Raw genomic sequence first — 24,271 nt, forward strand, 5'->3', positions numbered from 1 at the left:
CCATGGCCCACGAATGGCTGATGGCCCACCAGCAACTCGGCCCGCGGCTGGTCGACAGCCAGCAAGCGGCGCTGGACTGCTGGGTCCGCGAGTACCGCGGGCAGCTCGGCATAGCCCTGACCGACTGCATTACCATGGACGCCTTCCTCGACGACTTCGACCTGTACTTCGCCAAGCTCTTCGACGGCCTGCGCCACGATTCGGGCGACCCGCTGGCCTGGGCGGAGAAAGCCATCGCCCACTACCGCCGCCTGGGTATCGACCCGCTGAGCAAGACCCTGGTGTTCTCCGACGGGCTGGACATGCCCAAGGCGTTGCAGCTGTTCCGCGCGCTACGTGGCAAGATCAACGTCAGCTTCGGCATCGGCACCAACCTGACCTGCGACATCCCGGGGGTCGAGCCGATGAACATCGTCCTGAAGATGACGGCCTGCAACGGCCATCCGGTGGCGAAGATATCCGACGCCCCGGGCAAGACCCAATGCCGCGACGAGAACTTCGTCGCCTACCTCCGCCACGTCTTCAACGTGCCGGCCTAATCCTTTCGTACCTAACGGGAGCCCGAACATGCAACAGATCCAACGCGACATCGCCCAAGCCCTGCAGGTCCAGCCGCCGTTCCAGTCGGAGGCCGACGTGCAGGCGCAGATCGCCCGGCGCATCGCCTTCATCCAGCAGTGCCTGAAGGATGCCGGGCTGAAGACCCTGGTGCTGGGGATCAGCGGCGGCGTCGACTCGCTCACCGCCGGCCTGCTGGCCCAGCGCGCCGTCGAGCAACTGCGCGAGCAGACCGGCGACCAGGCCTACCGCTTCATCGCCGTGCGCCTGCCCTACCAGGTGCAGCAGGACGAGGCCGATGCCCAGGCCTCGCTGGCGACCATCCGCGCCGACGAAGAGCAGACCGTCAACATCGGTCCGTCGGTGAAAGCCCTGGCGGAACAGCTGGAAGCCCTGGAAGGACTCGAGCCGGCGAAGAGCGACTTCGTCATCGGCAATATCAAGGCGCGCATCCGCATGGTCGCCCAGTACGCCATCGCCGGCGCCCGCGGCGGCCTGGTGATCGGCACCGACCATGCCGCCGAGGCGGTCATGGGGTTCTTCACCAAGTTCGGCGACGGCGCCTGCGACCTGGCTCCGCTCAGCGGCCTGGCCAAGCATCAGGTGCGCGCCCTCGCCCGCGCCCTCGGCGCTCCGGAGAACCTGGTGGAGAAGATCCCCACCGCCGACCTCGAGGACCTGCGCCCCGGCCATCCGGACGAGGCTTCCCACGGCGTCACCTATGCCGAGATCGACGCCTTCCTGCACGGCCAGCCGCTGCGCGAGGAAGCCGCGCGGGTGATCGTCGACACCTACCACAAGACCCAGCACAAGCGCGAACTGCCGAAGGCGCCCTGAGCCTCCCGGCCCGTGCGGCAGGCCCGTCGTCGACGGGCCTTTGTCGCGGGCGGGAATGTGCCTGTCGCAACCAGGTCTTCAAGTCCGCGCGGCGGCACGCTAGAAGGAAGCTGAATCCCTGCGAAGGCCAGCCATGCGCACCCGTCTCCCCGCCCTGCTCCTCGGTGTCCTGCTGGCCGGCCAGGCCTGCGGACACACATACCCGCTGCTCGCGCCGGTACGGCAGATCCACGCCTTCGGCGACAGCTATTCGGACAACGGCGAAAGCCAGCGACTGACCCGCGAGATGCTCGCCAAGGGCATCGCCGGCGCCCAGGCATTGCCCGGCGAAGTCTACTGGCAGGGCCGCTGGAGCAACGGCCCGACCGCCGTCGAGGTGCTCGCCCGCCAGCTCGGCGCACAACTGGCCGACCATGCGGTGGGCGGCGCCAAGAGCGGAGCGGACAACTACTACGGCTGGATGAGCGCCTACCGCCATACCGGCCTCGCCGGCCAGGTCGACGCCTACCTCGCCACGCTGGACGGCAAGCCGGCCGACGGCCAGGCGCTGCACTTCATCTTCGTCTCCGCCAACGATTTCTTCGAGCATGAGGATTTCGCCGGCGAGCAGACCCTGGAACAACTGGCCGGCAGCAGCGTGGCGAACATCCGCGCCGCGGTGCAGCGTCTCGGAGAGGCCGGCGCACGACGCTTCCTGGTGGTCAGTTCGACCGACCTGAGCGTGGTCCCGGCGGTGGTCGTCGGCAACCGGGTCGAGCGTGCGCAGCGCTACCTGCAAGCGGTCAACGCCAGCCTGCCGATCCAGCTCGCCGCCCTGCGCAAGACCCGCGGCCTGGAGCTGAGCTGGTTCGACCATCTCACCTTCAGCCGCCACTTGCGGCGCAACCCGGCACGCTACGGCCTGGTGGAACTGGACGCGCCCTGCCAGCCGACCCAGCCCAGCGTCCGCCCGGCCTGCGCCAACCCGGACCAGTACTACTTCTGGGACGAGTGGCATCCGACCCGGCGCGTGCACCAACTGGCCGGCGAAGCGATGGCGGCGCGCTACGCGCGCTGAGCCCGGCGCGCGCCCATGAAAAAGCCCGGCAGCGGCCGGGCTTTTTCATGCAGCGGATCGCTCGCGCATCACTTCAGGGTCAGGGTGCCCTTCATCAGCGCGGAGTGGCCCGGGAAGGTGCAGAAGAACATGTACTGCTCGCCTTCCTTCAGCTTGGAGACGTCGAAGGTCACCGAGTCCTTCTCGCCCGAGCCGATCAGCTTGGTGTGGGCGATGACACGGCTGTCGTCGGGCTTCAGGTAATCCTTGTCCAGGCCGGAAGCCATGCCGTCGGTGACCACGCCCTGCATGTCGGCGGCGGTGCTCAGTACCCAGTTGTGGCCCATGACGTTCTTCGGCAGGTTGCCGGGGTGGGACAGGTTGACGGTGAACTGCTTGCAGCTCTTGTCGACGGTGATGGCATTGGTGTTGAACTGCATCTGGTCGTTACCCTGGATGTCCACCGAGCACTCGGCAGCCAGCAGCGGCGCACTGAGCAGGGACAGCAGGGATACCGCAGCGAGTTTACGTAGCATGGAGCAGCCTCCTAGGCAGGTTGGGCGATGAATCCTGAAAGAGCAGACTGCCCGATCGGGCACCGAGTTCCACTGATTCAGGTCAAACCCGAACCGGACGTGGCGGGGCATCGAGCGGGATCTGCCCGGCGTTTACTACGGGGAACTCCTGTTTTAGCACAGATGTGCCGCTTCGCGCCTGCGACGCAACGTCCGGCAATGCTTCGCACGGCTTGGTCGAAGCGCTCCCAGCCGCTACCCTGTGCGCCTTTTTCCACCCCCGACAGGAGTCGATCATGACCTTGCGTTCCGTCTGCGTATTCTGTGGCGCCAGCCCCGGCGCTTCCCCGGTCTACCAGGAAGCCGCCGTGGCACTCGGCCGGCACCTGGCCGAGCGCGGCCTGACCCTGGTCTACGGTGGCGGCGCGGTCGGTCTGATGGGCACCGTGGCGGACGCCGCATTGGCCGCCGGCGGCGAAGTGATCGGGATCATCCCGCAGAGCCTGCAGGAGGCCGAGATCGGCCACAAGGGCCTGACCCGCCTGGAAGTGGTAGACGGCATGCACGCGCGCAAGGCGCGCATGGCCGAGCTGGCCGACGCCTTCATCGCCCTGCCCGGCGGGCTCGGCACCCTGGAAGAGCTGTTCGAGGTCTGGACCTGGGGCCAACTGGGCTACCACGCCAAGCCGCTGGGCCTGCTCGAAGTGAACGGTTTCTACGATCCGCTGCTGACCTTCCTCGACCACCTGGTCGACGAACGCTTCGTCCGCGCCGAACACCGCGGCATGCTGCAGCGCGGTGCCAGCCCGGAGGCGCTGCTCGATTCCCTCGCCGCCTGGACGCCAAGCGTGGCGCCGAAGTGGGTCGACCGCACCCCGCAGTGATCCGCTCCTCTCTCAGGACGGCGGCAGCAGGCTCAGCGGGTCGAGCGGCCGGCCGTTCTGGCGGATCTCGAAGTACAGTTGCACCCGGTCGGCATCCGAGGAACCGGCCTCGGCGATCTTCTGGCCCTTGCTGACCATCTGCCCCTCCTTCACCAGCAAGCGGCTGTTGTGCGCGTAGGTGCTGGTGTACGAGGTACCGTGCTGGATGATCACCAGGTTGCCGTAGCCACGCATGTTGTTCACCGCGAACACCACCTTGCCGGCCAGCGAGGCCTGTACCGGCTGGCCCAGGGTGCCGGCGATGCGGATGCCCTTGTTGAGCTTGTCGGAACTTGAGAAGCGGCGGATCACCGGCCCCTTCATTGGCCACTGCCAGCCGCGCAGGGTCACCGACGGCGGCGGAGGCGGCGGCTTGCGCGCACGGCTGCTCGACGAGGAGCGGCTGCTGGCGACGTAGGTCGACTTGCGCCCGTCGAAGCGCACTACCTGGCCGACCTTGACCGCGTAGGGCGGGCGGATGCCGTTGGCGCGCGCCAGGTCCTTGTAGTTCCAGCCGTGCCGGGTGGCGATCGAATAGAGGGTGTCGCCGCGCTTGACGCGATACTCGCCGCGCACGACTTTCGGCACCGACGCCCCCGGGCCGGGAGCCTTGGAGCTGCACGCGGATACCGCCAGCAGGACGGCGATCAAGAGCAATCTGAAGAACACACGGAATCCTTTTCCCGATGAAACCCGGCCGGCTGCGGCGACGGTTGCAGGCCCGCACTATACCTTGTTCGCCGGGGTGCCCGTTGGACTCGCCGATGGCCCGTTTTCTCCGCGCGGCCCGCCACCCGGTCCGCGCACAAACGCCAACGCCCCGCAGGACGGGGCGTCGGTGCCGAGCGGGAAACGTCAGGCGCCGGCGGACTGCTGCACGATCACCGTCTGCGCCGGCATCGGTGCCGGGAAGTCGGCGCCGAGGGCGTCCTTGATCACCTTGTTGGTATCGAAATAGACCTGCCAGTAATGGTCGTTGTGGCAATACGGGCGCACCGCCAGCACCGGCCCGACCAGGTTGAACTCGAGGATTTCCACGTCCACCGGCGGCTCGCCGAGCACGTTGGGAATCGCCGCGACGCGCTGCTTGAGCAGGGCGATGGCCGCCTGGTAGTCGGCGGCACCGGAAAGCTGCGCCTTCAACTCGACCCGGCGGAACGGGTTGTGGGTGAAGTTCTGGATGTTGTCGCCGAATATCTTGTTGTTGCCGACCATGGTCAGCACGTTGTCCGGAGTGTTGATCGCCGTGGTGAACAGGCCGATCTCCTTGACCGTGCCGGTCACTCCGCCGGCGCAGATGAAGTCGCCGACCTTGAACGGCCGCAGGACGATGATGAAACCGCCGGCCGCCAGGTTCGCCAGCAATCCCGACCATGCCATGCCGATGGCCAGGCCGACCGCCGCGATCAGCGCCGCCAGGCTGGTGGTCTGGATGCCGAAGAAACCGAGGATGCCCACCACCAGCAGCACGTTCAGGGTCACCGTGATGAACGAGCCCACGTAGCGCAGCACGGTGGGATCGACCTTTTGCCGCTCGAGGGATTTCTGCACCATGCCGACGGCGAAGCCGATCAGCCAGCGGCCGATCACCCAGAAGGCGATGGCCGCGAGAATCTTGATGCCGAAGGCGAAGGCGTACTGGGACACCGTCGCCCAGAGCGCGTTGATCTTCTCGGTACCTACGTTGACGATCGTCGTGTCATCCATATCGCTCACCGTGCGCAAGGAAGGAGTCTGGCTCCGTACGAGAACCGCCCCTGGCACCGGAAAGGCAGGCTCCGGCCCTTGGCCCGACAACGTCCGTAGCGGATTCTGGAAAAGCTAGCACGGCGCCGCGAATTTGCCGGAGCAGCGCTTCGTTGTCCCCAAACGGCGTGGGCGAGGCTGTGGACAACCTGAGTGAAAAGGTCCGGGAGTCCCGGGCGGCAGGGCCTCCGCGGAACCGATCACTTTTTGATCAGCCGGCAGTTTCCCGTAGCGGCAGCACCGTCACCCGCACCTCCGGGTCATGGCTACCGCCGCCGAGGATCACCCCGCGCAGCGGCGACACATCGGAAAAATCCCGCCCCCAGGCCAGGGTGATGTGCTCCAGGTCGGGCAACAGGTCGTTGGTCGGGTCGAAATCCACCCAGCCGTTCTCCGGGCAATACAGCGAGACCCAGGCATGCGAGGCGTCGGCGCCGATCAGTCGCGCCTGCCCGGGCGGCGGGCGGGTCAACAGGTAGCCGCTGACGTAGCGCGCCGCCAGTCCGCGCGCGCGCAGGCAGGCGAGCATCAGGTGGGCGAAGTCCTGGCAGACCCCGCGACGGCGCTCCAGCACTTCGTCCAGCGGCGTCGCCACCTGGGTGGCCTGCGCATCGAAGGCGAACTCGCGGAAGATCTTCTCCATCAGTGCCGCCGCCGCCACCAGCAACGGCCGTCCGGGCGGGAAGCAGTCGGCGGCGAACTCGGCGAATCGCCGCTGGATGCGCACATAGGGCGACTCGACGCGATAGCGGCAGGCTTCCAGCTCGGCGGCGGACAGCGCCCGCCCGGAAAATGCCAGCCCGGCGGCGACGGTTTCCCATGCCGGCGACGCGGTCAGTTGCGCCGGCGCATGGGCGAACACTTCGACCTGCAGTCGCGCGCTGACCCGCAGCGCCTCGTGGGGACGCTCGAAGGCCAGCCGGCTCAGCGGATTGCCGAATGCGTCGTGGCCATCCTCGCGCCGGCTCGGCCCCGGCTCGATCAGCAGTGCCCGCTCATGACAGGCCTGCCAGGCGCATTCGCGTGGCCAGAGATGCGCCAGTTGCCGCGACAGCGAGACCGGCGTCGCATAGCGGTAATGGGTGTCGTGCAGCACCTGGTAGCGGGCGCCCTGGAGCGGAACGGAGCGAAGCGCGGGTGCGGACATCAGGTGGATACCGTTCTCTGGCTGACATCGTCGACATGGGCGAAATAGCGCAAGCCTAGCCGATCGGAGACCTGTCCGGCGCAGGCGGCGATGTCGCGCAGCAGTCGCGCCAGCCCGACGAGCACCTCGTCGAGTCCTGCCGCGCCGAACAGCGGGCTTTCCAGGGCCGCCAGATCGAAGCTGCGCAGGCGTTCGCCCAGGGTCCTGAGTTCCCGCTCGCGTGGCGCGCCGAACTCCTCGTGCAGGCGCTCCAGCGAACGCTCCAGGGCCTGCAACTGGAAGCGCAGCGAGTGCGGGTTCTGCTCGTGCAACAGGAGCAGGTCGAGCACCGGGACCAGCTGCGGCGACGCCAGGTAGCGCGAGCGGTAGGTGATGCCGCTGTTACCCAGCTCCAGCAGCCACTCCAGCGCGCCGGCGTCCCAGGCGCTACCGCCGTCGAGGAAGGCGGCGATGCTCTCGGCGAAGAAGCGCACGCGCTCGATGCGCCGGCCGATCATCAGGAAACGCCAGCCGTCGTCGCGGGTCATGTCGTCGAGGGCGAAACCGGACAACGCGGCCAGGGACATCACTAGCCGGTTGAGGAAGTCCAGCGCTTCGCCGAGGTCGGTGCGTGCCGGATCGAGCGCCTGCATGTCGCGTTGCAGCTCCAGCAAGGCCAGCCAGTTCTCCCCGGACAAGCGCCCGCGCACCTGCGCCGCCGCCCAGTGCAGGCGCCGCAGGTTGGCGCACAGGCTCGCCGGCCAGTGCTCGTCGAGCAACGCCCGCAACAGGCACCTTTCCAACGGCTCGCCATCCCCGGGCAGCAGGCCGATGCCGCCGGCCAGGGCCAGGGCGCTGCGCAGCGCCTCTTCGTCGCCATCGGCATCCACGTAGCGCGACAGCACCACCCGCAGCAGGCGCGCGTGGTCGTCGCAACGCTCGGCATAGCGGCCGTACCAGAACAGGTTTTCCACCACCCGCGACGGCAGGTAGGGATCCTCGCGGACCAGGTCGCGCACGCCGAGCCGGCGCGGCCGCCACGGCTCGCCGCCGACCGCACGCTCGGCCAGTACCCAGGTGTCCTTGCTCGCGCCGCCGCGTTGCATCGACACCACCTCGGCATCCGCCGCCGAGGCTACGCGGGTCAGACCGCCGGGCATCACCCAGTAGCGTCCGTCGGCGGCGGCGACGGCGAACACGCGCATGCCGATGGCCCGCGACTGCAGGCCGACGCCGGCCTCGCCGTCGCGCCAGACCGGCGCCTGGGACAACTGCGCCAGGCGTTGCGCCACGTAGGCCTGCGGGCGCTCGCGCAAGCGCTCGCCGAGGGATGCCAGGCCGGCACCGTCGAGGGCGTGGCCGAACAGCGGTTCGCAGCGCTGGCCGGGAAAGGCCGGCTTGATCACCAGGTCGGGCAGTGCCGCGAGTATCGCCTCGAGGGCCTGCGGCTCGCCGCACCAGCGGGTGTCGAGCGAGGGCAGCGCCAACTCCTCGCCCAGCAGGCGGCGACAGGCCTGCGGCAGGAAGCCGAGCAGGCCGGGCGATTCCAGCACCCCGCTGCCCAACGCGTTGGCCACCAGTACGCGCCCCTGGCGTACCGCCTCGAGCAGGCCGGGAATGCCCAGCGCCGAGTCGGTACGCAATTCCAGCGGGTCGCAGAAGTCGTCATCGAGGCGCCGCAATACCGCGTGCACCCGTTTCAGGCCGCCGAGGGTCTTGAGATAGAGGGTGGCGTCGCGCACCGTCAGGTCGTGCCCCTCGACCAGCGGGAAACCGAGCTGGCGCGCCAGGTAGAGATGCTCGAAGTAGGTTTCGTTGAAACGTCCGGGAGTCAGCAGCACCACCAGCGGCGTCTCGCCGTCGCCGGCGGCCTGGCTGGCGAGGGTCTCCTGCAGGGTGCGGAAATACCCGGCGAGATGCTGCACGCGCAGGTCGCGATAGAGTTCCGGCAAGGCCCGCGAGACGATCTGCCGGTTCTCCAGCGCATAGCCCGCGCCGGACGGCGCCTGGGTGCGGTCGGCGAGGACCTGCCAGCGTCCGTCGGCATCGCGCGCCAGGTCCACGGCATAGCTGTGCAGGAAGATCCCGCCGGGCGGCCGGATGCCGAGCGCCGGCCAGAGGAAGTTCGGATGGCCGAAGACCAGTTCGCTGGGCAGCAGCCCTTCGGCGAGCAGACGCTGCTCGCCGTACAGGTCGGCCAGCAGCGCGTTGAGCAGCCGCGCACGCTGTGCCACGCCGGCGGCGATCGGCTGCCACTCGGCGGCGGACAGCAGGTTCGGCAGAAGGTCCAGCGCCCAGGGGCGGTCGGTGCCCTTGGGATCGGCGTAGACGTTATAGGTGACGCCGTTCTCCTGGATCTGCCGTTCCACCAGGGCCTGGCGCTGGCGCAGTTGCTCAGGGCTGCTGCGCTCCAGTTGGCGGAACAGCCGCTGCCAATGGGGACGCACGCCACCCTGGCGATCGAGCAACTCGTGGTAGGCCGTATCGGTGAACGGATAGTGGGCAAGCAGCTCGGGCATCGAAGGCTCGCGGGGCTGGGGTTGCGGTCACTGTAGCGGAGTCGGCGACGCGCCGCCGGAGCGAAGCGACGAGGCGTTGCCGGGTCCGCCAGCGCGGTTCTCCGCGAAGACCGGGTTGCCCCGGAAGCGCAAGACTTGTGCCAGCGCCGCCAGGCCCGGGCGGCCAGGAGGTCGCGCCACGGCGATGCACCGCGACGGTGCGCGACCGCTGGCCGGGTTGCAGCCACGCACCCTTTGCGGGCGGCAGGGCCGCCCCGGCGATCAGCGCGGGATGTTCGGCTGGCGCGGCTTCTTCTTGCCCTTGGCGAAGGCCGCCGCCTTGTTCTGCTGGCCCTTGCTCCACGGCTGGCCACCGTCGCTGGCGCGGGGTGGCAGGCCGGTATGCTGGGTCAGCAGCTTGCCGGCCTTCTTGCTGCCGGCCGGCGTCGAGTTCTTCCGCCGGGCGCTCTGGTATTCGCCGGTATCCGGCTGGTAGGTCGGGATCAGGTGGTGCTTGCCATTGCCGATCAGGTCAGCGCGCCCCATCCGCTCCAGCGCCTCGCGCAGCAGCGGCCAGCCTTTCGGGTCGTGGTAGCGCAGGAAGGCCTTGTGCAGGCGCCGCTGCTGGTCGCTCTTGACGATGGTCACGCCATCGCTCTTGTAGGTGACCTTGCGCAGCGGGTTCTTGCCCGAGTGATACATCGCGGTGGCGGTGGCCATCGGCGAGGGATAGAACGCCTGGACCTGGTCGGCGCGGAAGCCGTTGCGCTTGAGCCACAGGGCCAGGTTCATCATGTCTTCGTCGGTGGTCCCGGGGTGGGCGGCGATGAAGTACGGGATCAGGTACTGCTCCTTGCCGGCTTCCTTCGAGAACTTCTCGAACATCTGCTTGAAGCGGTCGTAGGTGCCGATCCCCGGCTTCATCATCTTGTCCAGCGGACCGCGCTCGGTGTGCTCCGGGGCGATCTTCAGGTAGCCGCCGACGTGGTGGGTCACCAGTTCCTTGACGTACTCGGGCGACTCGACGGCGAGGTCGTAGCGCAGGCCGGAGGCGATCAGGATCTTCTTCACCCCCGGCAGCGCCCGGGCCTTGCGGTACAGCTCGATCAGCGAGCTGTGGTCGGTATCGAGGTTCTCGCAGATGCCGGGGAACACGCAGGACGGCTTGCGGCAGTGCCGCTCGATGTCCGGGCTCTTGCAGGCGATGCGGTACATGTTCGCCGTCGGTCCGCCAAGGTCGGAGACCACGCCGGTGAAGCCGGGCACCTTGTCGCGCATCTCCTCGATCTCGCGGATGATCGAGTCGTGCGAGCGGTTCTGGATGATCCGTCCCTCATGTTCGGTGATCGAGCAGAAGGTGCAGCCGCCGAAGCAGCCACGCATGATGTTCACCGAGAAGCGGATCATCTCGTAGGCGGGAATCTTCGCCTTGCCGTAGGCCGGGTGCGGCACGCGGGCATAGGGCATGCCGAACACGTAGTCCATTTCCTCGGTGCTCATCGGAATGGGCGGCGGGTTGAACCAGACATCCACTTCGCCGTGCTTCTGCACCAGGGCACGGGCGTTGCCCGGGTTGGTCTCCAGGTGCAGCACGCGGTTGGCGTGGGCATAGAGCACCGGGTCGTTGCGCACCTTCTCGAAAGACGGCAGGCGGATCACGGTCTTCTCCCGGGTCAGCCTGGGGTTCGCCAGCAACTGCACGACCTTGGCTTCCTGCGGGTCCTCCTGCGCGCCCTTTTCCTGCTCGATGGCGCAGGCGGCGGTGTCCTGGGTGTTCACGTAGGGATTGATGATCTTGTCGATCTTGCCCGGCCGGTCGATCCGCGTGGAATCGATCTCGAACCAGCCCTCCGGGGTGTCGCGACGGACGAAGGCGGTGCCGCGCACGTCGGTGATCGCGCTCACCAGTTCGCCCTGGGCCAGGCGCTGGGCGATTTCCACCACCGCACGCTCGGCGTTGCCGTAGAGCAGGATGTCGGCCGTGGCGTCCATCAGGATCGAGCGGCGGACCTTGTCCTGCCAGTAGTCGTAATGGGCGATGCGGCGCAACGAGGCCTCGATCCCGCCGAGGATCACCGGCACATGGCTGTAGGCCTCCTTGCAGCGCTGGCTGTAGACCAGGCTGGCGCGGTCCGGGCGCTTGCCGGCCAGACCGCCGGGGGTGTAGGCGTCGTCGGAACGGACCTTCTTGTCCGCGGTGTAGCGGTTGATCATCGAGTCCATGTTGCCGGCCGCCACGCCGAAGAACAGGTTCGGCTCGCCGAGCTTCATGAAGTCGTCCTTCGACTGCCAGTCCGGCTGGGCGATGATGCCGACGCGGAACCCCTGGGCCTCCAGCAGGCGGCCGATGATGGCCATGCCGAAGGACGGGTGGTCGACGTAGGCATCGCCGGTGACGATGATGATGTCGCAGGAGTCCCAGCCGAGCTGATCCATCTCTTCCCTACTCATAGGCAGGAAGGGCGCCGGACCGAAACACTCGGCCCAGTACTTGGGATAGTCGAACAGCGGCTTGGCGGCTTGCATCACGGGCACCAGGGGGTATCTCTAGGAATAGGGGGTCGCGAAAACGCGGGCGCGGAATATAGCACAAAAAATGAGCAATTCCGACGTTTTCACTGGGTATTGCCTGCCGTCGGCCGGCTTCGAAAAAATGCCATCATTTCGCCACCTTGTTTCTATACTCCATTCATCGTCATCTCACCCGGCCTCTAAGGCAGGCCCCCGGGAGAGTCATCGTGCGCCATCCTCTTGCCCTGCTCGCGGTCATCTTCCTGCTACTGGCCAGCGCCGTTTCGCGCGCCGCGCCGGAGTTTCCAGCGCCCCCGGCCAGCGGCGCCTGGTTGAACGGCTCGCTGGACCTGCTCGAAGACCCCGATGGCAACCTGGCGGTGGAGGACCTCGAACAAGCGGAGCAGGCCGGCCGCTTCGTCGCCGCCGCCGGCCGCACCAGCGTCGGCCTCAGTCGCAGCGTCTGGTGGCTGCGCCTCGACCTGCCGAGACGCGAGGCGGTATCCGGCGGCTGGTGGCTGGAAGTCGCCAGCGCCAGCCTGCACGACCTGCGCCTGTACCTCCCCGACGAGCGCGGCGGGTTCCGCGAACATCGCAGCGGCGAAGCGGTGCCCTTCGCCGAGGGCCGCGACCACGCCTATCGTCATCCGCTGTTCCAGCTCCCTCCCGGCGATGGGCCGTTGCGCGTCTACCTGCGCAGCTACGATCCCGGCGGCAACGCCTTTCCGCTGAGGCTCTGGAGCCACGACGAACTGCTGGAATACCGCAGCCAGGGCAACCTGCTGTTCGGCATGGCCTACGGGCTGATCCTCGCCCTGCTGCTGTACAACCTGATCCTGTTCACCAGCCTGCGCGATCGCGCCTATTTCTGGTACGTGCTGACCGCTGCCAGCGCGCTGGTGCTGACCCTGAGCATCAGCGGCCATGGTTTCGAGTATTTCTGGCCCGAGCGGGCGGTGCCCTGGTGGCTTGACCGCCTGGCGCTGCTGGCGATCTGGGGCATCTGCGTGATCCGCTTCAGCCAGAACCTGCTGCAAAGCCGGCAGCACGCACGCTGGGCCCATCACCTGCTGAACGCCTGTTGCCTGCTGTTCCTTGCCTGCCTGGCGTTCAACGCCGCCGGCTGGCGCTGGCAGGCGGCCGGCGTGCTGGCGCTGACCCTGCTGGCCAACCTGCCGATCGCCATCGGCCTGGCAGTGCAGCGCTGGCGCCAGGGTTCGGCCACGGCGCGCCTGTACCTGGTCGGCTTCGGCCTGGTGCTCGGCAGCGTCAGCCTTGGCGTGATGCGCGCCACCGCGCTGGTCCAGCCGACCTCGGCCAACGCCATGGTCTTCCCCCTGGCGCTGACCCTGGAGGCCCTGCTGTTTTCCCTGGCGCTCGCCTCGCGCATCCAGGACCTGAAGCAGGAAAGGGCCCTGGCCCTGGACCAGGCCGACCAGGAAAAGAATGCGCGCCTGGCCCTGCTGCACAGCGCGCAGCGCGACCTGGCACGCGCCGTGGAAGTCCGTACCAACGAGCTGAGCGAGGCCAATCGCCAGTTGCAGATGCGCGAAGCGCAACTGCAGTACGCCGCCCATCACGATCCGCTGACCGGGCTTGGCAACCGCAGGCACCTGATGGAGTTCGCCGAAAGCGCCCTGGACGATGCCCGCCGCCACGGCAACAGCATGGCGCTGCTGCTGATCGACCTGGATCACTTCAAGCCGATCAACGACACCCATGGCCACGATGCCGGCGACTTCGTCCTGCAGAACGTGGCCCAGCGGCTGCGCCATTGCGTGCGCACCGAGGATTGCGTGGCGCGCCTCGGCGGCGACGAATTCGCCGTGCTGGTCGGCGGGTCGAATGCCGAGCAGCATGCCCGCGACATCGCCGAACGCTTGCTGCGAGAACTGGCGAAACCGGTGGAGTTCGCCAAGCAGTGGCTGGTGATCACACCGAGCATCGGCGTCGCCCTGTTTCCCGGCGACGCCCTGCAGTTCGGCAAACTCTACAAGGCCGCCGACCAGGCGCTGTACCGGGTCAAGGGCGCCGGGCGCGCCGGCTATGCGATGGCTGCCGACGATGAACGCGAGACCGCGCCGGCGCTCCCCTGGCCGACCGCCCTGGCACCGGAGCGTATCTCCTGAATCAGTGGCTGTAGCGTCGCGGAACCCGGGCCGTGACCTTGCTCAGAAGCTCGTAGCCGAGGGTGCCGCAGGCACGGGCGACCTCGTCCACCGACAACCGGGCGCCCCACAACTCCACCGGGTCGCCAACGCGAGCCTCCGGCAGGTCGGAGAGGTCGACCGCCAACATGTCCATCGAGACCCGCCCGGCCAGGGTCGCGCGGCGTCCCCCGACCAATACCGGAGTCCCGGCCGGCGCGGTGCGCGGGTAGCCGTCGGCGTAGCCGCAACTGACCGTGCCGATCCGCGTCGGCCGCTCGGCGATCCAGGTGGCGCCGTAGCCGACGCTCTCGCCCACGGCCACCTCGCGCAGCGAAATCAACTGCGCGCCCAGGCTCATGGCCGGCCTCAGGCCCAGTTCGGCGGCACTCAGGTCGGCCAGCGGGGTCGACCCGTAGAGCATGATCCCCGGCCGTAGCCAATCCATGTGGGCGGCCGGGATGGTCAGCACCGCCGCCGAGTTGGCCAGGCTGCGCTGGTCGAAATCCAGGTCGAGCAGGCCGAGGAAACTCTCCAACTGCTGCTCGGTGAGCGGATGGTTGCGTTCGTCGGCGCAGGCGAAATGGCTGATCAGGTTCAGTTCGCGCACACCGGGATGGTTGCGCAGGCGCGCATGCCAGGCGCGCAGCGCGACGGGATCGAAGCCCAGGCGGTGCATGCCGGAGTCGAGCTTGAGCCAGACGTTGAGTGGAATATCCAGGCCGGCGGCGAGGAACGCCTCGCCCTGTTCCGCGCCCTGGATCACCAGGTCCAGGCGCAATTGCCCGGCGAGGGCGTATTCGCTCGCCTCGAAGCAGCCTTCCAGCAACAGGATGCGCGCGCTGGCGTGCAAGGCGCGGACTTCCGCGGCCTCCTCCAGGCAGGCTACGGCGAAGCCATCGGCATCGTCGTGCAACGCGGTAACCACTTCGCGCGCACCGTGGCCATAGGCGTTCGCCTTGACCACCGCGAACGCCTGGCGCTGCGGCGCGCAGCGCTTGGCCAGGGCATAGTTGTGGCGAATGGCGGAAAGGTCGACGGTGGCAACGAGGGGACGCATGGCATCGGGTCCTGCAACTGAAACGGGTGCCTATGGTAAGGCGCCCGCCGGGCAAGACCCAAGCCGGGTCATTCGTCCTCGAAGTTGTACATGCCGGCGGCAAGGTTCTCGAAGCGCGTGTATTTGCCGATGAAGGCCAGGCGCACCGTGCCGATCGGACCGTTACGCTGCTTGCCGATGATGATTTCGGCGACGCCCTTGAACTCGGTCTCCGGGTGGTACACCTCGTCGCGGTAGACGAACATGATCACGTCGGCGTCCTGCTCGATCGCCCCGGATTCGCGCAAGTCGGAGTTCACCGGGCGCTTGTTGGGTCGCTGCTCCAGGGAGCGGTTGAGCTGCGACAGGGCGATCACCGGGCAGTTGAATTCCTTCGCCAGGGCCTTCAGCGAGCGGGAGATCTCGGAAATCTCGTTGGTCCGGTTGTCGCCGCTGGAGCCGGGTATCTGCATCAGCTGCAGGTAGTCGATCATGATCAGCGCCAGGTCGCCGTGCTCGCGCACCAGGCGACGGGTCCGCGCACGCATTTCCGAGGGGCTGATGCCGGCGGTGTCGTCGATGAACAGCTTCTTGTCGTTGAGCAGGTTGATCGCCGAGGTCAGGCGCGGCCAATCCTCGTCGTCGAGCTTGCCGGAACGGACCTTGGTCTGATCGATGCGACCGAGCGACGAGAGCATACGCATCACGATCGAGTCGGAGGGCATCTCCAGGGAGTACACCAACACGGCCTTGTCGGTGCGCATCACCGCATTCTCGACCAGGTTCATGGCGAAGGTGGTCTTACCCATCGACGGACGCCCGGCGACGATGATCAGGTCGGCCGGCTGCAGGCCGCTGGTCTTCTCGTCGAGGTCGGTGAAACCGGTGGACACCCCGGTCAGCGCCTCGCTGGTGTTGAACAGGTAGTCGATGCGGTCGATGGTCTTGACCAGGATATCGCTGATCCCCACCGGCCCGCCGGTCTTCGGTCGCGCTTCGGCGATCTCGAAGATCTTCCGCTCGGCCTCGTCGAGGATCTCGTTGGCGCCGCGCCCTTCCGGGTGGAAGGCGCTGTCGGCGATCTCGTTGCTGATGCCGATCAGTTGGCGCAGGGTGGCGCGCTCGCGGATGATCTGCGCGTAGGCCTTGATGTTGGCGACCGACGGAATGTTCTTCGCCAGTTCGCCGAGATAGGCCAGGCCGCCGACCTGGGCCAGTTGTCCTTCCTTCTCCAACTGCTCGGAGAGGGTCACCACGTCGATCGGCTGGTTGGCCTCGGCCAGCTTGTAGATGGCGCGGAAGATCAGGCGATGGTCATGGCGGTAGAAATCGCCGTCGGACACCGAGTCCGACACCCGCTCCCAGGCGTTGTTGTCCAGCATCAGGCCACCCAGCACGGCCTGCTCGGCCTCGATCGAGTGCGGCGGCACCTTCAGGGCTGTGGTTTCCAGGTCGTATTGCTCGGGGCTGGTGATCTCGTTCATAGACTCGACGCAAGAAAAAGGAACAGCGGAAAAAACAACGGGCACGGTGCCGTTGCCGGTACCGTGCCCGATGTTAGCGGACTGCCGCGGACACGCATATGCCCGCCCAGCCCTACCGATCGGATCGCTTACTCAGCGACGATGATCAGCTTCAGAGTGGTTTCCACGTCGGTGTGCAGGTGCACGGCGACGTCGAACTCACCGGTGTTGCGCAGCGCGCCGTTGGGCAGGCGAACTTCGGCTTTTTCCAGCGGGTAACCGGCAGCGGAAACGGCTTCGGCGATGTCGCGGGTGCCGATCGAACCGAACAGCTTGCCTTCGTCGCCAGCGTGGGCGCCGAGGGTTACCACCAGCTCGGAGAGCTGGGCAGCACGGGCTTCGGCAGCGGCCTTCTTCTCGGCGGCAGCCTTTTCCAGCTCGGCGCGGCGGGCTTCGAACGCAGCGACGTTCTCGGCGGTGGCGACGGTGGCCTTGCCCTGCGGCAGCAGGAAGTTACGGGCGTAACCGCCCTTGATGTTCACCTTGTCGCCCAGGTTGCCCAGGTTGGCGACTTTTTCCAGCAGGATGACTTCCATTTGAGTCTTACCTCTTAACTTTTAACCTTCACCGTTCGTGGAACCCTGGCGCCGGGCCAGGCGTCCACGAAAATCAAACAGACTGTCGACAACCGCCAAAAGACAGATCAGGTTCCCCAGCAGCAATACAGCCAGGTACAGGCCCACCAGCCAACCACCCGCGAGGCGCTTCAGGGCGATCAGGCCATGCCCGAGCGCCACGCCGGCGATGATCAGCGGCACGCTGCACAACGGGCCGAGCACCGCGGCCTGCACTTCCAGCGCCGGGACCACGACGGCCCCCAGCAGCAGGATCACGGCAACCGCCGGCGCCAGCCGCAAACTCCGGAATTCGCGACCGAAGCCGCCCGGGTTGTACAGCGAAGCCTGCCAGTACCGCGCGAGCATCAGGCAGAGCAGGCAGGTCACCTGCAGCGAGGAAGCCATGACCCCGGTCAGGGTCGGCACCAGCGCCACCTGCAACTTGTCCAGCTCTTCGCCCGACAGCTGGGACTCCCCACGAAGCTGGGTCAGGACCTTGGTGACTTCCGTCGCCAGGGCGCCGATCAGCTCGCTGGAGGTATGCCCCAGCACCAGCGCGAATACCACGCCAACTGCAACACTGCCCAGCAGCACATGGCTCCAGGACGTACTGGCGCGCAGGATCTGCGCCAGCGTCAGGGTACCGAGCAGGACCAGAAGGATGCTCGGATCGCCCAGGTACCACCAGAACATCGCCGGTAGCACCGCCCAGGCCAGGACGCCGAAGGCGTCGCCGAATCCGCGCCGCAGCAGCACCAGGCTACCGGCGGCGGCACTCAGCCAGAACAACAGTGGAACAACCGCGGAGCCTGCCACGGCGAGCGTGGCCTGCATGCGGCCGCGCATGGTGAACTCAGCCAGTGCGCGCATGCGATCTATCCCTTACCAGCGTTCGACTGCCCGATCTCAACGGCCGTGGCTGTCGGTGTAAGGAAGCAGGGCCAGGTAGCGGGCGCGCTTGATAGCGGTCGCCAGCTGACGCTGGTACTTGGCCTTGGTGCCGGTGATACGGCTCGGAACGATCTTGCCGGTTTCGGAAACGTAGGCCTTCAGGGTGTTGAGATCCTTGTAATCGATCTCTTTCACGCCTTCGGCGGTGAAGCGGCAGAACTTACGACGACGGAAGAAACGTGCCATGTGATTGGCTCCTCAATACTGGTCCGGAATTACTCGTCAGCGTTATCGCTATCGCTGTTGTCGTCGCCATCGGCGCCTTCAGCGTTATCGTTCGGACGCTCACGACGCTCGCGACGCTCGTTGCGGCTTTCTTCAGCCTTGAGCATCTCGGACTGCTCGGTGACAGCTTCGTCGCGACGCATGACCAGGTTACGGATCACGGCATCGTTGTAACGGAAGTTGTCTTCCAGCTCAGCCAGGGCCTTGGCGCTGCACTCGACGTTCATCAGAACGTAGTGGGCCTTGTGCACGTTGTTGATGGCGTAGGCCAGCTGACGACGGCCCCAGTCTTCCAGACGGTGGATCTTGCCGCCGTCTTCTTCGATGGCCTTGGTGTAACGCTCGACCATGCCACCGACTTGTTCGCTCTGGTCCGGGTGAACCAGGAACACGATTTCGTAATGACGCATAAATGCTCCTTACGGGTTGCAGCCTGCCGCAGAACGGTCAGGCAAGGAGTGAATGTTTTCTTGGCTTGCCTGGCGGAGAGGCGAACGAACGCCTGCCCGCGCGGCAAGGGGCGACATTCTAGAGAAGGGCAACCGGCGAAGCAAGGAAGATTGGCGAATATTTGTACAGCGGATGGAATGGCGCGGGGCCGCGCCACGGCGGCCCCGCACGCGCTCACTCCAGCGGGGTGCGCTGGCGGAGGATCTCGAACAGGCAGACACCGGTGGCGACCGAGACGTTCAGGCTGCTGACGCTGCCGGCCATCGGCAACCTGGCGAGGAAGTCGCAGTGCTCGCGGGTCAGCCGGCGCATGCCCTTGCCTTCCGCGCCCATCACCAGCACGGTCGGCCCCTTGAGGTCGAGCTGGTAGAGGGTCTTGTCCGCCTCGCCAGCGGTGCCGACCACCCACAGGCCGCGCTGCTGGAGCTTTTCCAGGGTGCGCGCGAGGTTGGTCACCGCCACCAGCGGGATCACCTCGGCGGCGCCGCAAGCGACCTTGCGCACGGTGGCGTTGAGGGTCGCGGACTTGTCCTTGGGCACGATCACCGCCTGCACCCCCGCCGCATCGGCGGTACGCAGGCAGGCGCCGAGGTTGTGCGGATCGGTGACGCCATCCAGGGCCAGCAGCAGCGGCACGCCCTCGCTCCGCTCGAGCAGTTCCTCGAGCATGTTTTCGCCCCAGACCTGGCTGGGGCTGACTTCCGCGACCACGCCCTGGTGGACGCCTTCCGCCCACTCGTCGAGCTCGCGCCGGTCGCGCTGCCCTACCGGAATACGGAACCCGGCGGCCAGCTCGGTGAGCACCTGGACCCGCGGATCATGCCGCCCCTCGGCCAGCCACAACTGCTTGACCCGCTTCGGGTGATGACGCAACAACGCTTCCACGGCATGCACGCCGTAGACCTTTTCCCACTGACTCATGACTTGGCCTTACGTTTGCGCGCCCCGGTGGCGGCCGGAGCGTTGTCGGCCTTCGGCTTGGAAGGCCCCTTGCGATGCTTGGTCGGCTTTCCCGGCTTGGCGGCAGCGGCGGGCTTGCCGCCCTTGGCCTTGCCCTTCGCGCTCTTGCCCGCAGGAACGACCTTGCCCTTCTTCCCGCCCTTGTCCTTGCCGCCGCCGACGCGCGCCTCGGCGAGCAGCGCCTGCTTCACCTCGCGACTCTTGCGCACGTCGGTGTTGCCGAGCATCTCCGCGGCCTGCGCCAGCAGCTCCGGCGCGACCGGCGGCAGCGCCTGCACCTTGCCGGCCTTGCGCCGCGGCACCACCGCGGCGTCGGGACTGGCCAGCGCCGGCTCCAGGTCGACCTCGGGCACGGTTGCGCCCTTGCGCCCCTTCGGCGCCTTGCCGGCGTTCGCCGACTTGTCGCCGTTGCGCTTCTTGCGTCCGATCGGCGCGCTCAGCACGTTTCCGGCCAGCTCGAAATCGATCTTCCGCTCGTCCAGGTCGACCCGCGCCACTACCACTTCCGTGGTGTCGCCGAGACGGAAGCTGCGCCCGGTGCGCTCGCCGCTGAGGCGATGGTGCACGGCGTCGAAATGATAGTAATCGCCGGGCAGCGCGGTCACATGGACCAGGCCTTCGACGAAGATGTCGGTCAGCTCGACGAACAGACCGAAACCGGTGACCGCGGTGATTACGCCAGGGAAGGTCTCGCCGACCCGCTCGCGCATGTATTCGCACTTCAGCCAGTTGGTCACGTCGCGGGTGGCCTCGTCGGCACGCCGCTCGGTCATCGAGCACTGCTCGCCCAACTGGTCCAGGCGCAATTCGTCGTACGGATAGATGCGCGCCTTGGGCATGCTCGCCGCGCCGGCCCGCTGCACGTGCGGAGTCTCCGCCTTGGAGCGGATCACACTGCGGATCGCACGATGCACCAGCAGGTCCGGGTAGCGCCGGATCGGCGAGGTGAAGTGGGTGTAGGCGTCGTAGTTGAGGCCGAAGTGGCCATTGTTGTCCGGGCTGTACACCGCCTGGCTGAGCGAACGCAGCATGACCGTCTGGATCAGGCGGAAGTCGGCGCGGTCGTGGATCTTCTCCAGCAACTCCTGGTAGTCGCCCGGGGTCGGCGCGGCCTTGCCGCGGCCGAGGCTCAACCCCAGCTCGCCGAGGAACTGGCGCAGGTTGTTGAGCTTCTCCTGCGGCGGGCCGTCATGCACCCGGTACAACGCCGGGATGGCGTGCTTCTGCAGGAAGCGTGCGGTCGCCACGTTGGCGCAGAGCATGCACTCTTCGATCAGGCGGTGCGCATCGTTGCGCTGGGTCGGGCGGATTTCCGAGATCTTCCGGTCGGCGCCGAAGACGATGCGGGTTTCCTGGGTCTCGAAATCGATCGCGCCGCGGACATGGCGGCCGGCCAGCAGCGCTTTATACAGCGCATACAGCTGCTGCAGGTGCGGCACCACGCCGGGCAACTGCTGGCGCAGGTTCTCGGCCTCGACGCTGTCGGGATGCTCGAGCAACTGGCTGACCTTGGTGTAGGTCAGGCGCGCATGGGAGTGGATCACCGCTTCGTAGAACTGATAGCCGGTCAGCTTGCCGGCCTTGGACAGGGTCATCTCGCAGACCATGGCCAGCCGGTCGACCAGCGGATTCAGCGAGCAGAGACCATTGGACAGCACCTCCGGCAGCATCGGGATCACCCGCTCGGGGAAATACACCGAGTTGCCGCGCCTGGCCGCCTCTTCGTCCAGCGCCGAACCGACCTTCACGTAGTGCGAGACATCGGCGATCGCCACGAACAGGCGCCAGCCGCCGCCGCGCTTGGCCTCGGCGTACACCGCGTCGTCGAAGTCGCGGGCATCCTCGCCGTCGATGGTGACGAAGGGCACCTGGCGCAGGTCGACACGCTTTTCCTTGTCCTTCTCCGCCACTTCCGGCTTGAGCTTGGCCGCTTCCTTCTCCACCGCGGCCGGCCAGACGTGGGGGATATCGTAGCTGCGCAGGGCGACTTCGATCTCCATCCCCGGCGCCATGTAGTCGCCGAGCACCTCGACGATCTCGCCCTGGGCCTGGCGGTGGATGCTCGGCCATTGCTCGATGCGCACCTGGACGAACTGGTTGTGCCTGGCCTTGCCGGCCTTGCCCGGCGGGATCAGGACTTCCTGCTGGATCTTCGGGTTGTCCGCGACCACCACGCCGATGCCGCTTTCCTCGAAGTAGCGGCCGACCACGATCTCGTGGGCCCGCTCGATCACCTCGACCAACTGGCCTTCGCGGCGTCCGCGCCGGTCATGGCCGGACACCCGGGCCAGGGCGCGGTCGCCGTCGAACACCAGGCGCATCTGGGTGGGGCTGAGGAACAGGTCGTCGCTGCCATCGTCGGGGATCAGGAAGCCGAAGCCATCGCGGTGCCCGCTGATGCGGCCGCGGATCAGGTCCAGCTTGTCCACCGGCGCGTAGGCGCCACGACGCGTATAGATAAGCTGCCCGTCGCGCTCCATGGCGCGCAGGCGACGACGCAAGGCCTCGTCCGGCTCCTCGCCGGCGAGCCCGAACTCGTCGAGCAACTGGGAGCGAGTCGCCGGAGCGCCTCGCTCGGATAGGTGAGCCAGGATCAGTTCCCGGCTGGGGATGGGGTTTTCGTACTTTTCCGCTTCGCGAGCGGCCTCGGGATCGAGGTTTTGCCAATCGGCCATTAGAGGTAGGTCACCTTTTCTTCTTTAGCGTTTGCTGCCATTGCTCTATTGAAGCGCGAAAACGCTTCGTCGGTCAGCTTCGGCAGCAGAATAATTTTTATCGCATCAGGGGTTTACAAGCAGAATACGTACTCGTATAGTTCGCGCCCACAACGTTGCTGAGACGTTGTAACACGGAAACGATGAGCGATCATCGACTCCAGTGCCCAGGTGGCGGAATTGGTAGACGCACTAGGTTCAGGTCCTAGCGGTGGCAACACCGTGGAAGTTCGAGTCTTCTCCTGGGCACCATATTTCAGACAAAGCCGGACATTAGACCGTTTTTGTTTCAGCAGTTCAGCCACTACCAGGCATTGAAACTGCGACAAGGTTTGCAACACCCAAGTCGATGAGCGATCATCGCACAATGCTGAAAAGCATGCCCAGGTGGCGGAATTGGTAGACGCACTAGGTTCAGGTCCTAGCGGTGGCAACACCGTGGAAGTTCGAGTCTTCTCCTGGGCACCATCTTCAAGACAAACAGCCGAGCATCGCTCGGCTTTTTGTTGTCCGCGATTTTTCCCTTCGAGCCACGCCACCTCCCCCCGCTCGCCGCGGCGCCGACCCCGGAAATGAAAACGGGCCGCATGCGCAGCCCGTTCCGTCATCGCCCCGCTATCCGCCTCAGGCGAATGGATGGCGCAGGATGATGGTTTCGTTGCGGTCCGGACCGGTGGAGATGATATCGATCGGCGCACCCACCAGTTCTTCCACGCGCTTGATGTAGGCGCGGGCGTTGGCCGGCAACTCTTCCAGGGTCTTCGCACCCACGGTCGACTCGCTCCAGCCGGGCATTTCCTCGTAGACCGGCTGCAGGCCGATGTAGCTGTCGGCATCGGTCGGCGCTTCCAGCACATCGCCATCGGCATTCTTGTAGCCGACGCACAGGCGCACCACGTCCAGACCATCGAGCACGTCGAGCTTGGTCAGGCACAGGCCGGAGATGCTGTTGATCTCGATGGCGCGGCGCAGGATCACGGCATCGAACCAGCCGCAGCGACGAGCGCGACCGGTGGTGGCACCGAACTCGTGGCCGCGCTTGGCAAGGTAGGCGCCGACGTCGTCGAACAGCTCGGTCGGGAACGGACCGGAGCCGACGCGAGTGGTATAGGCCTTGGTGATACCCAGTACGTAGTCCAGGTACAGCGGGCCGAAGCCGGAACCGGTGGCGGTACCGCCAGCGGTGGTGTTGGAACTGGTCACGTAGGGATAGGTGCCATGGTCGATGTCCAGCAGCGATCCCTGGGCGCCTTCGAACATGATGTCCTTGCCGTGCTTGCGCAGGTCGTGCAGGGTCGCAGCGACATCGGCCATCATCGGCTTGAGCAGCTCGGCATACTCCATCGCCTCGTCCAGGGTCTTCTGGAAGTCGATGGCCGGCTCCTTGTAGTAGTGCTGCAGGACGAAGTTATGGTAGTCCAGCAGCTCGCCCAGCTTGGCGGCGAAGCGCTCGCGGTGGAACAGGTCGCCGACGCGCAGGCCGCGACGCGCCACCTTGTCCTCGTATGCCGGGCCGATGCCACGACCGGTGGTGCCGATCTTGGCTTCGCCGCGGGCCTTCTCGCGCGCCTGGTCGAGGGCGACGTGATAGGACAGGATCAGCGGACAGGAAGGACTGATGCGCAGGCGCTCGCGCACCGGCACGCCCTTCTCTTCCAGCTTGGTGATTTCGCGCAGCAGCGCATCCGGCGCCAGCACCACGCCATTGCCGATCAGGCACTGCACGCCTTCGCGCAGGATGCCCGATGGAATCAGGTGCAGGACGGTTTTCTCGCCATCGATCACCAGGGTGTGGCCAGCGTTGTGACCACCCTGGTAGCGAACTACGGCAGCCGCCTGCTCGGTGAGCAGGTCGACGATCTTGCCCTTGCCCTCATCACCCCATTGGGTGCCCAGGACTACGACATTCTTACCCATAACACTTGTCCCCATCGTGGAAGTTCGATGCCGGCCGC

Annotated in this window: 19 protein-coding genes, 2 tRNA genes and 1 pseudogene; 7 read left to right on the forward strand and 15 right to left on the reverse strand. The window is 66.7% G+C overall.

From position 1 onward, the window contains the following. The 3 genes and pseudogenes from HMPREF2914_RS19735 to choE form a co-directional block, all read left to right on the forward strand. Positions 1-539, forward strand: a pseudogene (locus tag HMPREF2914_RS19735) (nicotinate phosphoribosyltransferase); the annotation flags it as partial. A gap of 28 nt (positions 540-567) precedes the next feature. Beyond that, entirely contained in the window at positions 568-1,395 is an 828-nt protein-coding gene (nadE, locus tag HMPREF2914_RS19740) for an ammonia-dependent NAD(+) synthetase (protein ID WP_003109458.1), read from the forward strand. A gap of 133 nt (positions 1,396-1,528) precedes the next feature. After that, entirely contained in the window at positions 1,529-2,452 is a 924-nt protein-coding gene (gene choE, locus HMPREF2914_RS19745) for a cholinesterase ChoE (protein WP_023092680.1), read from the forward strand. Between the two features lie 68 nt (positions 2,453-2,520). On the opposite strand, the gene azu is transcribed toward choE, so the two are convergent. After that, complete coding sequence (gene azu / locus HMPREF2914_RS19750) at positions 2,521-2,967, reverse strand: azurin (protein ID WP_003095591.1); 447 nt, start codon at positions 2,965-2,967, stop codon at positions 2,521-2,523. A 275-nt stretch (positions 2,968-3,242) separates the two neighbouring features. Between azu and HMPREF2914_RS19755 the strand changes: the two genes are divergently transcribed. Beyond that, the gene (locus HMPREF2914_RS19755; RefSeq protein WP_003095593.1) at positions 3,243-3,830 is read left to right on the forward strand and encodes an LOG family protein; all 588 of its coding nucleotides are present in this window, start codon (positions 3,243-3,245) and stop codon (positions 3,828-3,830) included. A 12-nt stretch (positions 3,831-3,842) separates the two neighbouring features. Here HMPREF2914_RS19755 and HMPREF2914_RS19760 read toward each other — a convergent pair whose 3' ends face one another. The 5 genes from HMPREF2914_RS19760 to HMPREF2914_RS19780 form a co-directional block, all read right to left on the reverse strand. Continuing rightward, a complete protein-coding gene (locus HMPREF2914_RS19760) occupies positions 3,843-4,538 on the reverse strand; it encodes a peptidoglycan DD-metalloendopeptidase family protein (protein WP_003095596.1) in 696 nt (231 codons plus the stop codon). Between the two features lie 186 nt (positions 4,539-4,724). Then, a complete protein-coding gene (locus HMPREF2914_RS19765) occupies positions 4,725-5,576 on the reverse strand; it encodes a mechanosensitive ion channel family protein (RefSeq protein ID WP_003095599.1) in 852 nt (283 codons plus the stop codon). A 250-nt stretch (positions 5,577-5,826) separates the two neighbouring features. Further along, positions 5,827-6,762 (reverse strand): transglutaminase family protein, encoded by a 936-nt coding sequence (locus HMPREF2914_RS19770; protein ID WP_003121150.1) that lies wholly within the window; start codon positions 6,760-6,762, stop codon positions 5,827-5,829. Further along, the gene (locus HMPREF2914_RS19775) at positions 6,762-9,260 is read right to left on the reverse strand and encodes a circularly permuted type 2 ATP-grasp protein (protein WP_022580000.1); all 2,499 of its coding nucleotides are present in this window, start codon (positions 9,258-9,260) and stop codon (positions 6,762-6,764) included. Before HMPREF2914_RS19775 ends, HMPREF2914_RS19770 begins: the two co-directional genes overlap by 1 nt. Positions 9,261-9,521: 261 nt before the next feature. Then, entirely contained in the window at positions 9,522-11,765 is a 2,244-nt protein-coding gene (locus HMPREF2914_RS19780) for a YgiQ family radical SAM protein (RefSeq protein WP_023092681.1), read from the reverse strand. Positions 11,766-11,977: 212 nt separating this feature from the next. Here HMPREF2914_RS19780 and HMPREF2914_RS19785 point away from each other — a divergent pair, with 212 nt between their 5' ends. Further along, entirely contained in the window at positions 11,978-13,879 is a 1,902-nt protein-coding gene (locus tag HMPREF2914_RS19785; protein ID WP_023092682.1) for a diguanylate cyclase, read from the forward strand. Between the two features lies 1 nt (position 13,880). On the opposite strand, the gene alr is transcribed toward HMPREF2914_RS19785, so the two are convergent. The 8 genes from alr to rnr form a co-directional block, all read right to left on the reverse strand. Then, complete coding sequence (alr, locus tag HMPREF2914_RS19790) at positions 13,881-14,957, reverse strand: alanine racemase (protein WP_023092683.1); 1,077 nt, start codon at positions 14,955-14,957, stop codon at positions 13,881-13,883. Positions 14,958-15,025: 68 nt separating this feature from the next. Beyond that, positions 15,026-16,420 carry a replicative DNA helicase gene (gene dnaB, locus HMPREF2914_RS19795; protein ID WP_003095622.1) on the reverse strand — a complete coding sequence of 465 codons (1,395 nt, stop codon included), beginning with the start codon at positions 16,418-16,420 and terminating at the stop codon, positions 15,026-15,028. Positions 16,421-16,548: 128 nt separating this feature from the next. Beyond that, entirely contained in the window at positions 16,549-16,995 is a 447-nt protein-coding gene (gene rplI, locus HMPREF2914_RS19800; RefSeq protein WP_003095627.1) for a 50S ribosomal protein L9, read from the reverse strand. A 21-nt stretch (positions 16,996-17,016) separates the two neighbouring features. Then, on the reverse strand, positions 17,017-17,886 hold the full coding sequence (locus HMPREF2914_RS19805) for a hypothetical protein (protein WP_003095630.1): 870 nt from the start codon (positions 17,884-17,886) through the stop codon (positions 17,017-17,019). Positions 17,887-17,922: 36 nt separating this feature from the next. After that, entirely contained in the window at positions 17,923-18,153 is a 231-nt protein-coding gene (gene rpsR, locus HMPREF2914_RS19810; RefSeq protein WP_003095634.1) for a 30S ribosomal protein S18, read from the reverse strand. A gap of 29 nt (positions 18,154-18,182) precedes the next feature. Further along, entirely contained in the window at positions 18,183-18,602 is a 420-nt protein-coding gene (gene rpsF, locus HMPREF2914_RS19815; protein ID WP_003095636.1) for a 30S ribosomal protein S6, read from the reverse strand. A gap of 214 nt (positions 18,603-18,816) precedes the next feature. After that, positions 18,817-19,563, reverse strand: coding sequence for a 23S rRNA (guanosine(2251)-2'-O)-methyltransferase RlmB (gene rlmB, locus HMPREF2914_RS19820; RefSeq protein ID WP_003095638.1), 747 nt, complete (start codon positions 19,561-19,563; stop codon positions 18,817-18,819). Then, positions 19,560-22,277, reverse strand: a complete 2,718-nt coding sequence (rnr, locus tag HMPREF2914_RS19825) for a ribonuclease R (RefSeq protein WP_023092684.1) — start codon at positions 22,275-22,277, stop codon at positions 19,560-19,562. Before rnr ends, rlmB begins: the two co-directional genes overlap by 4 nt. Before the next feature lie 204 nt (positions 22,278-22,481). On the opposite strand from rnr, the gene HMPREF2914_RS19830 reads away from it, so the two are divergent. Together HMPREF2914_RS19830 and HMPREF2914_RS19835 are read left to right on the forward strand one after the other, a co-directional pair. Beyond that, positions 22,482-22,568: transfer RNA gene (locus HMPREF2914_RS19830), tRNA-Leu, on the forward strand. 129 nt (positions 22,569-22,697) lie between these two features. Further along, positions 22,698-22,784: transfer RNA gene (locus HMPREF2914_RS19835), tRNA-Leu, on the forward strand. A gap of 156 nt (positions 22,785-22,940) precedes the next feature. Here the strand turns inward: HMPREF2914_RS19835 and HMPREF2914_RS19840 are convergent. Then, on the reverse strand, positions 22,941-24,233 hold the full coding sequence (locus tag HMPREF2914_RS19840; RefSeq protein WP_003095642.1) for an adenylosuccinate synthase: 1,293 nt from the start codon (positions 24,231-24,233) through the stop codon (positions 22,941-22,943). Positions 24,234-24,271: the final 38 nt, after the last annotated feature.

This window comes from Pseudomonas sp. HMSC067G02 (genome assembly GCF_001813485.1).
Taxonomy (GTDB): domain Bacteria; phylum Pseudomonadota; class Gammaproteobacteria; order Pseudomonadales; family Pseudomonadaceae; genus Pseudomonas; species Pseudomonas aeruginosa.